This is a genomic window from Nocardia sp. NPDC056564, from assembly GCF_042793755.1.
Classification (GTDB): domain Bacteria; phylum Actinomycetota; class Actinomycetes; order Mycobacteriales; family Mycobacteriaceae; genus Nocardia.
Genome location: NZ_JBHTUR010000003.1, coordinates 92,058 through 103,825, shown reverse-complemented (window position 1 = coordinate 103,825; position 11,768 = coordinate 92,058). Strand labels below are relative to the sequence as shown.

General features: G+C 67.1%; 8 protein-coding genes. 5 read left to right on the top strand and 3 right to left on the bottom strand.

Annotation, left to right across the window (positions count from 1 at the left end):
• Position 1: 1 nt before the first annotated feature.
• Both ACFQ9K_RS08455 and ACFQ9K_RS08450 read left to right on the top strand, forming a co-directional pair.
• Positions 2-1,147 (top strand): acyl-CoA dehydrogenase family protein, encoded by a 1,146-nt coding sequence (locus ACFQ9K_RS08455; RefSeq protein ID WP_378714741.1) that lies wholly within the window; start codon positions 2-4, stop codon positions 1,145-1,147.
• A gap of 5 nt (positions 1,148-1,152) precedes the next feature.
• The gene (locus ACFQ9K_RS08450; RefSeq protein ID WP_378714742.1) at positions 1,153-2,139 is read left to right on the top strand and encodes an acyl-CoA dehydrogenase family protein; all 987 of its coding nucleotides are present in this window, start codon (positions 1,153-1,155) and stop codon (positions 2,137-2,139) included.
• A 352-nt stretch (positions 2,140-2,491) separates the two neighbouring features.
• Here ACFQ9K_RS08450 and ACFQ9K_RS08445 read toward each other — a convergent pair whose 3' ends face one another.
• Complete coding sequence (locus tag ACFQ9K_RS08445) at positions 2,492-2,992, bottom strand: hypothetical protein (protein WP_378714744.1); 501 nt, start codon at positions 2,990-2,992, stop codon at positions 2,492-2,494.
• Between the two features lie 1,190 nt (positions 2,993-4,182).
• Here ACFQ9K_RS08445 and polA point away from each other — a divergent pair.
• Both polA and ACFQ9K_RS08435 read left to right on the top strand, forming a co-directional pair.
• Entirely contained in the window at positions 4,183-6,888 is a 2,706-nt protein-coding gene (polA, locus tag ACFQ9K_RS08440; RefSeq protein ID WP_378982982.1) for a DNA polymerase I, read from the top strand.
• Between the two features lie 41 nt (positions 6,889-6,929).
• Entirely contained in the window at positions 6,930-8,525 is a 1,596-nt protein-coding gene (locus ACFQ9K_RS08435) for an ATP-dependent DNA ligase (protein ID WP_378719804.1), read from the top strand.
• A gap of 94 nt (positions 8,526-8,619) precedes the next feature.
• Here the strand turns inward: ACFQ9K_RS08435 and ACFQ9K_RS08430 are convergent, their stop codons facing one another.
• Both ACFQ9K_RS08430 and ACFQ9K_RS08425 read right to left on the bottom strand, forming a co-directional pair.
• Complete coding sequence (locus ACFQ9K_RS08430) at positions 8,620-9,870, bottom strand: MFS transporter (RefSeq protein ID WP_378719806.1); 1,251 nt, start codon at positions 9,868-9,870, stop codon at positions 8,620-8,622.
• Between the two features lie 407 nt (positions 9,871-10,277).
• A complete protein-coding gene (locus ACFQ9K_RS08425) occupies positions 10,278-10,670 on the bottom strand; it encodes a RidA family protein (RefSeq protein WP_378719808.1) in 393 nt (130 codons plus the stop codon).
• 190 nt (positions 10,671-10,860) lie between these two features.
• Here ACFQ9K_RS08425 and efeU point away from each other — a divergent pair, with 190 nt between their 5' ends.
• On the top strand, positions 10,861-11,763 hold the full coding sequence (efeU, locus tag ACFQ9K_RS08420; RefSeq protein WP_378719810.1) for an iron uptake transporter permease EfeU: 903 nt from the start codon (positions 10,861-10,863) through the stop codon (positions 11,761-11,763).
• Positions 11,764-11,768 lie beyond the last annotated feature (5 nt).

Here is an 11,768-nt window from a genome sequence, read left to right as displayed (position 1 = left end):
GATGGATTTCGATGTGCCGCCGGAGACCGTCGAGTTCGCCGCCGAGGTCGACGAGGTGCTGGGCGCACCGCAGACCGCTCGGCTGCTGGCGGAGATCGCCCGACGACGCGACGGTATGGACGGCGATCCTCGCGAGCTGTACCGGCACCTCGGTCGCGCGGGCATTCTCGCGCCCGCCTGGCCGGTCGAATACGGCGGCCGCGCCGCGGATTTCACGGCGACCGTGACGCTGCTGGAAAAGCTGGTCGCGCACCGGATCCCGCAGAACCTGTATTGCATCTCGGTGCTCAACGTCGGGTCGCTGATCCTCGCCGCGGGCAGCGAGCAGCAGCGGCAGACACTGCTGCCCGCCATGGCCAGTGCCGATCTGACCGCGTGCATCCTGTTCACCGAACCGGACCACGGATCCGATCTGGCCGGCATCACCACCACCGCGGTGCGCGCCGACACCGGCTGGGTCATCAACGGGCGCAAGACCTACAACCTCAAGAGCGCCTACGCCGACTTCGCGCTCTGCGCGGTGCGCACGGACCCGCAGGGCAGCCCGTACGAGGCGATCAGCCTGTTCCTGGTGCCGCTGGACGCGCAAGGCGTCGTCGTCCGACCGCTGCCCAGCCTGGCCGACGAGCAGTTCCACGACATCTGGTTCACCGATGTGCACGTGGCCGAGGACGCGCTGTTCGGCGCGGTCGGCGCGGGCTGGTCGCTGATCACCCAGATGTTCGCCGCCGAACGCACCGGGCTGGATTACTATGCGCGCGGCAAGCATTGGCTGGACGTGGTCACCGAGCGGCTCGCAGAAGACGGCGCGCGGACCGGCCCCGTCGGCGCCGACCTGGCCCGGCACCGGACCCGGATCGAGGCGAGCGGGTTGCTGAGTTGTCAGGTGATGCAGAACCTTCAGGATGGCAACGCCGACATCGCGGAGTCGTCGTTCGCGAAGTGGCACTGTAGCGAGACCGCTCAGCGCATCGCGTGGTGGGCGTTCGACACCCTCGGTCTCGACCTGCTCGAGCCCGGTAATCCGGTGCTGGAGGCGGCTTTCCGCGAGGCACCGGGCATGACCATCTCCGGCGGTGCGTCGGAGGTCATGCTCGACATCGTCAGCAGCGCACGCGTATTCGACCACGGCCGCACAGGGGGCTGACCGCTATGGACCTGCGACTCGATCCGCTGCAAGAGCGACTGCGCGACGCGGTGGACACCGTATTGACCCGCACCGGCGAACCGTCGGCGCAGCTGGCGACGATCGGCGTGCCCACCCTCAACGCGCCGGAACGGTTCGGCGGCCTGGCGCTGGGGCTCACCGCCGACATCGTGGTGAACGAACGCCTCGGGTTCGGGCTGGAGCCGCTCGGTTGTTACCGTGCGACCGCGTTCGCGCTGGACCTGCTCGACAGTGATGACACACGGACAGAACACCTTTCGGAGGTCATCGCCGACCTGCACAAGGGACTGCGGCACGCCGCGGTGATCGGCGCCGACGGCCCGGCGCGCATCCGGGTGACGCCGGACGGGAAGCTGTGGGGCGAGTCGGAACCCTTGCCCCGCAGCACCATCGGGTTGTGCGTGGTGCGGGCGGATGACGGTGCCTGGCACCTCGTGCTGCCGGAAACCGGTAGCTGCACGGTCGAATCCATCGACCACTTCGGGCTGCCCGCCTCGCGGGTGCGGTTCGACGGGGCCGCCGCCGAGGTCGTGCCCCTATCGGCGGCGCAGTGGGAACGGGCGCTGGGGGCGGCGCGAATCCGGCAGGCGGCACTGCTGCTCGGCCTCGCCTACCGGATCGTGGAGGTGGCCAGGACACACGTCAACGGGCGCATCCAGTCCGGAAAGCCGCTCGCGCAGCGGCAAACGGTCGCGCATCGGCTCGCGGCGCTGCTCGGCGAGGCGGACGGCTGGCGGCTGGTGCTGCACAAGGCCGCCTGGACATTCGACCGCGGCGAACGGTGCGGTACGGCGGCGGTGCTGGCGGTCGCGGCCGAGCATGCGCGCCTGGCCGGCCGCACCGCGTTGCAGCTGCACGGCGTCCGAGGCATGCTGGCGCATTCGACCGCGGCGAATGTCTATCGGATCACCGCGGTGGAGTCGGTACGCCTGGGCACGCCCGCGGCGCTCTGGCTCGAGGCCGCTCGCTGATCGGCACACCTGTGGCACCCGCTCAGCGCACATCTGCGCGCACGAATCCGGTTGGGGTAGAAGATCTCCGCTGTGCCGTCGCAGGATCCGGCAGCGGGGCCGTCAGCTGGGTCAATTCGCCGTCCGGCGGAGCGGTCGGCAACGCGGAGTATGTGTGGTCTGTGTGGTTTTCATCGACGCACGCACGCCCCTCGACAGAGACGACGATCGATCGAAAAGGCCACGTAGAGGCGTGCGCGTGGCACCAAGTTCCACTTGACAGCACGCGCACGACACTAAATACTATGTGTGGTTAGTCGCAGTAGGTAGTGAGAGGAGTCAATTCACAGCACAGACTCTTGTCACCGGGGCACTAGCTGGCGACCGGAGGTTCCAACACTCCTGAACGCCGCAGCCGGTCGACCCAAGACTGTGCGGTATACCGAGGGACATCGAAATGTTTGGCTAATTTGCCGACACTCCCGGTCTCCAGAAACACTGCCTGGACTTCATCCACGGCCGGCATCTTGCGATACGGACGGTTGTTGGCGTCATTGCTGCTGCTGTTGCCGCTTCCACTGCTGCGCCGTGGTTGCACCGGCTTGTCGTTTCGCGGCGTGGCCGGCTGCACGTCGGTGATCAGCGCGGACGCCGCCACCGTGCTCAGCAGCGCCTTCGCCAACTGCTCGAAGTTGATGTCGCGCACGGCATGCGGCAAGGTCGCGCCCTGTTCGGAGGCGTGCACAGTCAACTCGACGATGTGTGGTTCGGACTCATCGTTCGATCTGATGACTGCGCTGATTCGGGGGTCGGGCGCGTGATCCTTGTCGCGCGTCATCACGGTGATCATGTAGTCTCGCGATTCGCTGCTCATCTGCACACCCCAGTCGGAGTCCAAAGGTCGCTCAGCTTCCTGTGTATCGGTCGGAAATCTTCAGCTACTTCCGAGCGGTCATCCGGGTCGATCGGACCCACGAGTGACACGGACGACATTTTCTATATGTGCTCACACGTTACACCGAGTGTGGGATACTTACGACACCCTGCGTCGATTCTGTTATCTTAAACACTGCTGATCGTAATGTACATATACACGCGTGCGCACTCGGGCGGATGACCGATGTGTCGCCGAGTCGGCGAACCCGTCTTGCCGCAGTGTCGTCGCTTTGCCGACACGACTCTGCGTTGTCGCTGGTCGCAGGCTTACGCTGATGGCTTCGATGGTAGTCGAAGACTGCGCGGGCGGATAGGGTGCGGCGGCGGACGCGGCGTGGGCGCGGGTTCGGTTTTCCCCCAGCACATTCGGCGTCTCGCGAGGTAGCGGGCGGTCCGGCGGGTCAGGGGCACGTCCCGGACATCCCGCTCCCCGGACGTGCGCGGGACTGGGGACCGGCCGGTACCTCCGGGTGACCGATCCAGGCGGAGTCTTGTTCCGTCGCACGCGAACAGCTGTGGCGGCGAGGTTGCCGATACTTGTAGACGGTGGGCGAGATACGTTGTAAAGTCGGCGATTCCACCGACTCAGATCTCTTCTGGAGGCACAAAGCCGTCATCAGGATCAGCGGCGAGAGATTACCGCAGTCGCACGATGCCACGACGTCGAGCATGGGCGTGGCCTGCGCCGTAACCGTCGGCTGGCCATTGCCTTTGCCGCCCGGATGACGCCTTTGCGACATCAGAAATGGAAAACGAGAACCGTTCACTTTGTGCGTTCGGCTGCCGTTCCGCGGCCGAGGCAGGCCGCGGCGCTGCGTAGTTGCCCGAAATAAGGTCTTTGCGCTGCCGCAACGATCAGTGGGCACCGAGATTCGCGACGTTTACCGCGCGGCCTATTCGGGCGATCGATCCCGGTTAACCCGAACATTTGCGCACCGCGCCCGGGATCGGTCCTTTCGAGTTTGTTTCGAACTCCGCCCGCGCGGCCGCACCGAAGACGGTTGAACGACATGCCATTCGGCTATCGACCAATCGGCACCGAACGGGCAAATCGCGCGGGACGCGACCCCCAGCGACGTCCCGGCAAAGATACGCACCCGATACCGCTTGTTACCTAGACTCGGAGAGGTGACCCCAGGCAACGCCGACCAGCGTCCGAGCGCAGATTCCACCCCGAATGCAGACTCCGCCGACGCACGGCCGACGCTGTTGCTGCTGGACGGACACTCGCTCGCCTTCCGCGCCTTCTTCGCGCTGCCCGCCGCGAACTTCAAGACTGTCACCGGACAGACGACGAACGCGATATACGGCTTCACCGCCATGCTGATCAACCTGCTGCGCGACGAACAGCCCACCCACGTCGCCGCGGCCTTCGACGTCAAAGGCAAGACCTTCCGCACCGAGGCCTACCCGGAGTACAAGGCCAACCGGATGAGCACGCCGGAGGAGTTCCGCGGCCAGTTCGAGATCATCTGGGAGATGCTGACCGCCCTCGGGATCCCGGTGCTGACCATCGCGGGCTACGAAGCCGACGACGTCCTCGCCACGCTGGCGACACAGGCCGGGGCGCAGGGGTTCCACGTCCTGATCGTCACCGGCGACCGCGATGCCATTCAGCTGGTCGACGACAACGTCACGGTGCTGCTGACCCGCAAGGGTGTCTCGGAGCTGACCAGGTTCACCCCGGCGGCGGTGCAGGAGAAGTACGGGCTCACGCCGGCGCAGTACCCGGACTTCGCGGCGCTGCGCGGCGACCCGAGCGACAATCTGCCCGGCATCGCCGGGGTGGGGGAGAAGACCGCCGCCAAATGGGTGCGTGCATACGGCGATCTGGCCACCCTGGTGGAGCGGGTCGACGAGGTGCCGGGCAAGGCCGGGGACGCGTTGCGCGCCAACCTGTCCAGCGTGGTGCTCAATCGCAGGCTCACGGAGATGGTCCGCGACGTCGAACTGCCCTACACCCCGGAACAGCTGATCCGGCAGCCGTGGGATCGCGAGCAGATCCATCGGCTCTTCGACCGGCTCGAGTTTCGGGTGCTGCGCGATCGGTTGTTCGAGACCCTCGCGCCGTCCGAGCCCGAGGCCGAGTCCGGCTTCGAGATCAGCGGCGGCGCGGTGGCGCCGGGCACGGTCGCTGAGTGGCTGGCCGAGCACGCGAAAGCGGGTGCGCGCTACGGCGTTTCGGTGACCGAGAACGCGGCCGGCGATCCGACCGCGATCGCCGTCTCGACCGATGCGGGCGCGGGCGGCTACTTCGACGTCGTCGGGCTGACCCCGGAAGATGAACGGGCGCTCGGCGATTGGCTCGCGGATGCCGACACGCAGAAGGCGATGCACGAGGCCAAACCCGCGCTCCACGCGCTGCGCCGGCGCGGCTGGCGCCTCGGCGGACTCACCAGCGACACCGCGCTCGCGGCCTACCTGGTCAAGCCCGGCCAGCGCGTGTTCGACCTCGGTGATCTGTCGCTGCGGTACCTATCGCGGGAACTACGGGCGGACACGGCCGCCGAACCGGGTGCCGACGCGCCCGCGCAGGCCGCGATCCTCCAGGCGTGCGCCATCTGCGACCTCGCCGAGGTCTTCGACGCCGAACTGGCGGCCATCGAATCCACCCCGCTGCTCACCGAGATGGAACTGCCGCTGCTGGAGGTGCTTTCCGGGCTGGAGGACGCGGGCATCGAGGTCGACATCGACGAGCTGACCCACTTGCGGTCCGAGTTCGCCGCCCGGGTCGCCGATGCCGGCGAGGCCGCCTACGCGGTGATCGGCAAGCAGATCAACCTCGGCTCGCCCAAGCAGTTGCAGGTGGTGCTGTTCGACGAGCTGGACATGCCGAAGACCAAGCGCACCAAGACCGGTTACACCACCGACGCCGACGCGCTGGAATCGCTGTTCGAGAAGACCGAGCACCCGTTCCTGCAACACCTGCTCGAGCATCGGGACGCGACCCGGTTGAAGGTGACCGTCGAGGGGCTGTTGAAGTCGGTCGGCGACGACGGCCGCATCCACACCACGTTCAACCAGACCATCGCCGCGACCGGCCGGTTGTCCTCGACCGAGCCGAATCTGCAGAACATCCCGATCCGCACCGACACCGGACGTCGCATCCGGGACACGTTCGTCGTCGGCTCCGGCTACGAGTCGCTGATGAGCGCGGACTACAGCCAGATCGAGATGCGCATCATGGCGCACCTGTCCGGGGACGCGGGCCTGATCGAGGCGTTCAACTCCGGTGAGGACCTGCACACCTTCGTCGCGTCCAAGGCCTTCGGCCTGCCGATCGCCGAGGTCACCCCGGAGCTGCGCCGCCGGGTCAAGGCCATGTCCTACGGGTTGTCGTACGGCCTCGGGCCCAACGGGCTGGCGCAGCAGCTGAAGATCAAGCCGGCCGAGGCCAAAGAACAGATGGACGTCTACTTCGACCGATTCGGCAACATTCGCGACTACCTGCGGCACGCGGTGGTCGAGGCGCGCAAGGTCGGCTACACCTCGACGCTGTTCGGTCGCCGCCGCTACCTGCCCGATCTGGATTCGACCAACCGGCAGCGCCGCGAGTCCGCCGAACGCATGGCGCTCAACGCGCCCATCCAGGGCACCGCCGCCGACCTGATCAAGGTCGCGATGATCAACGTGCACAAGGCGATTCAGGATGCGGGGCTGCGTTCGCGCATGCTGTTGCAGATCCACGACGAACTCGTCTTCGAGGTCGCCGCGGACGAGCGCGACGCGCTGGAAGCCATTGCCCGCGAACACATGTCGAACGTGATCGAGCTGTCGGTGCCGCTGGCGGTCTCGGTGGGCGTCGGCCGCAGCTGGGACGCCGCCGCGCACTGAATTCCCGGCAATTCGCCGTCGCGCGGGTTACCGTCGGACCCGTGCTGCTGTCGCAAGTCGTCGAGGCGTCCGGCGCCGTGCGGGCGACCTCCTCCCGCAAGAGCAAGATCGCCACGTTCGCCGCGCTGCTGGCGCAGGCCGAGCCGGCCGAACGTGCGCCGGTGGTGGCGTGGGCGTCCGGTGAGTTGTTGCAGGGCCGCATCGGGACCGGGTGGCGCACGCTGCTGGCGCTCGACGTCGAGCCTGCCGCCGAGCCGGGCCTGACCGTCGCCGCGGTCGACGAGACGTTCACCGAGCTGGCCGGCACGAGTGGTTCCGGTTCGACGGCCCGGCGGCGGGAGCTGCTGGTCACGCTGTTGTCCGCGGCGACCGGTGCGGAGCGCGAATTCCTGGTGCGGTTGCTGACCGGTGAGCTGCGGCAGGGTGCGCTGACCGCGGTGGTCGCGGAGGCGGTCGCGGTGGCCGCCGAGGTGCCGGTCGATCTGGTACGCCGCGCACACATGCTGTCGGGGCAGCTGCCGGTGGCGGCGGTGGCCGCGATGACCGGCGGCGCGGCGGCGCTCTCGGAGTTCCGGCTGGAGGTGGGCCGGCCGATCCAGCCGATGCTGGCCTCGCCGGGCGGCACTCTCGATGACACCTTCGCTGAGTTCGCCGGTGACGTCAGCGTCGAGCAGAAGCTCGACGGTGCGCGGATCCAGGTGCACCGCAAGGGAACTCAGGTGTGGATCTTCACCAGGACGCTGCGCGACATCACCGCGAAGGTGCCGGAGCTGGTGCAGCTGGTCGCCGGATTGGATTGCGACAGTGTGGTGCTCGACGGTGAGACCCTGGCGCTGACGGATGCCGGACGCCCGCGCCCGTTCCAGGAGACGATGAGCCGGTTCGCGCTGACACCCGACGCCGAATCGGCGGTCAGCGAGGCGACCGCGCTCGGCCAGGCGGTGCCCGAGGCCACCTCGACCCGTGACCTGCTGCTGCGCCCCTACTTCTTCGACTGCCTGCACCTCGACGGTGTCGATCTGCTCGACGCGCCGCTGTCCGAACGCCGGGCGGCGATGACGAAAGTCGTAGGTGAGCACGGCATTCCGGCGCTGGTGCGGCCCGATGCCGAAGCGGTGGCGGAGTACTTCGACGCCGCGTTGACGGCAGGCCACGAGGGCGTCGTGATCAAGCTGCTGTCTGCGCCGTACGCGGCCGGCCGCCGTGGTCGCGCGTGGCAGAAGATCAAACCGACGCACACCCTCGACCTGATCGTGCTCGGCGCTGAGTGGGGGTACGGCCGGCGCACCGGTTATCTGTCGAACCTGCACCTGGGGGCGCGCGATCCGGACGGTGGCGAGCCGGTGATGGTGGGCAAGACGTTCAAGGGGCTCACCGATGAGCTGTTGCGTTGGCAGACCGCCGAATTCCCGCTGCACGAGCGTTCCCGCGACGAGCACACCGTGTACCTGAAGCCGAACCTGGTGGTCGAGATCGCGCTCGACGGGGTGCAGGTGAGCCCGCGGTATCCCGGCGGTGCGGCGCTGCGGTTCGCGCGGGTCGTGCGGTATCGCCCGGACAAGGAATCTGCCGATGCCGACACCATCGACGCGGTGCGCGCCCTGCTGCCCGCCGGATCCGGTTCCGCGACAACGTAATCCATGCCCGGCGCACGGCAAACGCGTGACGCGCCACGCGGCACGCGGCACGCGCTCACCCTGTCATGACGATCTTTCCGCTACACCGCGGCGATCACACCTTGGCCCGGTACTCCTCGGGCACCTCGTTGCGGATCAGGTGCACGCCGCCGATGTAGATCACCGCCACCGCGAGCAGGGCCAGTGCGGCGGAGAGGAAGAAGACGTTCTGCGTCCCGATCCACACCGCGACGGCGCCGCCGAGGATCGGGCCGACCGCGTTGGCGCCCCAGACGAACGGCAGCGATACGCCGGCCACCCGGCCCATCGCCTCCGGCGGCGTCGCCATCTGAATCATCGTCATGCCGCCCACGTTGGCGACCGGTGTGGTCGCCGCCGAGAGGCCCTGCGAGATCGCGATGATGACGAACGCGAACGTCTTGTTGCCCAGCGTGGCCAGCGGCAGCAGCAGGAACGCGACGGCCAGCAGGGAGTGGGTGAGGACCACGGTCCGGCCCATGCCCAGCTTGGCGTTGATCTTCCTGGACAGCAGCGCGCCGGCGATCACCGCGACGCTGCCGATGCCGAGCGCGAGACCCAGCTGCGAGGCGGACAGCCCGAGGTTCTTGTAGGCGTAGACGATGATCATGGTCAGCGTCAGCGACACCGCCATGTTGCCGAACGTCGCCATCAGGGCCAGCGAGCGCAGCAGCCGGTTGCCGAACGTGATCACCGCGCCGGCCTTCAGTTCCCGCAGCGTGGCGCCCAGACCGCGTTCGGCGGGCTTGGGCGCGGGTTCCTTGTGCTTGATCAGTCCGAGGGTGATCGCCGCGATGGCATAGGACGCCGCGTCGATGCCGATCGCCTTCGCGGCGCCGACCAGCCCGACCAGCCCGCCACCGATCGACCGGCCGGCGACCTGAGCGATCGAGCGGCTCATCTGGGTCGCGGCATTACCCTCGGCCAGATCTTCCCGCGCCAGGATCTGCAGCATGTAGGCCTGGTAGGCGAGCTGGAAGACCACATCGAAGATGCCCTTGAGCAGAGCGACGATGTACACCTGCGTGATCGTGAGGTGCCCGAGCACCGCGGCCAGCGGCAGCGAGCCCAGGATGATCACCCGGGCGACGTTCGCGATCATCATCAGTGGCAGCCTGCGCCACCGGTCGGTGAAGACGCCCATGATCGGCGCGAGCAGAACGAACGGTATCCATTGCAGGGCGACCAGCGTGCCGACGCTGAGCGTGCCCGCGCCGAACGCGAGAACCGCCAGCGAAGGCAACGCGATGGTGCTGACTTCGCTGCCTAACAGGCTGATCGATTCGCCGCCCCAGAGTAGGCCGAAGTTACGGTTGCGAATCAACACCGACCGGCGTCGTGTCCCCGTGTCTTGTGATTCTTTGCCAGTTGTCGAAGCTGCACTCATAGGTGTCGTCTTCCAGAAAGAGGGTTAGTGTAGTCGTCACTCCTGGCACACCGTAGCAGTACGCGAAAGTCGTTGCCTCACTTCACATAATTTGGTCATTTAATGTTTGCCCGGCGACCCTCGGCAGGCGGCGGCCTCGCCCCGGGTCTGCGGGACTTGCAGAGTCCTGATCAGGCAGGAAGTGCGCAAAAGGCGATGTCGACTCGGGGATGCGTGAGATTCGCCGCCGACGCATGACACTTCACCTGTTTGCGCGGCTGGACGTAAGACACCGAGGTTGACGTCAGTAGGGCTTGACGTGTCTCGCCGAAGCCGGGCACCCGGCGCGGCCCCGGCGAGGACTGTGCCTACTCGGGGATGAGCGCGATCGCGTCGATCTCGATGAGTGCGCCGGGGCGGCCGTGTTCGGCGGTGGAGATCACCGTGATGGCTGTCCGGTGATTCCCCCAGACCGATTGCGAGGCTTCGTATCCCGCCCGCGCGTCGTGTCCGTTGACCAGATAGATATTCAGTTTGACGACATGTTCCGGCCCGGTGCCCGCGGCGGTGAGCACGGTCAGCACGTTGCGCATCGCCTGCTCGGTCTGCGCCGCGATGCCGTCGAGCAGCTTTCCGCTGCTGTCGGTGCCCAGCTGGCCGCCGACGTAGAGCGTCCGGCCGGCCGGGGCGATCACCCCCTGGGTGAACGCCGGGCTGTACGGCAGCTCTTCGGGGTCGAGGTGTGTCGTCTTCAAGGTCATGGATGTGCCTCCCTGCGATGCTGAATTTCCCACCCGGAAGCAGTTTGGCAGCAGGGGCCGACAAGTAGCCGGCATTCGGCGCGGGCGGACTCTTTCCCACCCGGGTTTCTAAACTGGCTATCTGCGTGTAAGACTAGGTTTGCCTTGCCGAACTGTGGTTAGGCTCGGTTTGGTTCGACTGGGAGTGGATTTGAGAGAGCAGGCGTTCGCTTCCGACGCACCTTCGGTCGCCGCACAATTGTTCGGCAGCGGATTGATCGGACTGCGCGAGGGACTCGAAACCGGCATCGTGGTCATGATTTTGGTCGCGTTCCTGGTGAAATCACAGCGCCGCGAGGCGCTGAAATGGGTCGCGCTCGGAGTCGGTGCCGCCATTGTGATGGTCGTCGCGATCTTCGCCGGCATCCGCTACGGCACCTCGACGGTGACCGGCCTGGCCGCGGAGCTGATCGCCGGGCTCGCCTCGCTGGCCGCGGTGGTGATCGTGACCTGGATGGTGCTGTGGATGCGGACCGCGTCCCGGACCATCTCCGGTGAGCTGAAGGCGGAAATGTCACGGGCCCTGGACGTCGGTCCGGTGGCGATCGTGGCGCTGGCGTTTCTCGCGGTCGGGCGCGAGGGCGTGGAGACCGCGCTGCTGATGGTCGGTTACGCGGAGAACACCACCGGCAGTTCGTGGCCGTTGATCGGCCTGTTGCTCGGCATCGTGGTCGCCGCGGTGCTGACCGTGCTGATGTATCTGGGCGCCGTGCGGATCAATTTCGCCACCTTCTTCAAATACACCGGCGCGCTGCTGATCGTGGTCGCCGCCGGGATTCTCGCCTACGGCATCCGGGCGCTGCAGACCGTGGACTGGCTGCCGGGATTGGCCCAGAACGCCTTCGACATTTCCTCGTGGTTCTCCATGTCGAGCTGGTACGGCACCGTCGCGCAGGGCATCTTCAACTTCCGCGCCGATCCGACCGTGCTGCAGGTTGTCGCGTGGATCCTCTACGTGGTCGTGGTGTTGTTCCTGTTCCTGCGCCCGGTCCCCGCCGCAAGCCTCAACCGGGGAAATCCCCGGACCCCGACAGATACCGCGGCCACGCCGTGACGACG

What these genes read in the sequence shown, in the direction of transcription:
- ACFQ9K_RS08455 (WP_378714741.1), top strand. Translation starts at nt 2, where the DNA reads ATGGATTTCGATGTGCCGCCGGAGACCGTCGAGTTCGCCGCCGAGGTC.
- ACFQ9K_RS08450 (WP_378714742.1), top strand. Translation starts at nt 1,153, where the DNA reads ATGGACCTGCGACTCGATCCGCTGCAAGAGCGACTGCGCGACGCGGTG.
- ACFQ9K_RS08445 (WP_378714744.1), bottom strand. Translation starts at nt 2,992, where the DNA reads ATGAGCAGCGAATCGCGAGACTACATGATCACCGTGATGACGCGCGAC.
- ACFQ9K_RS08425 (WP_378719808.1), bottom strand. Translation starts at nt 10,670, where the DNA reads ATGACCTTGAAGACGACACACCTCGACCCCGAAGAGCTGCCGTACAGC.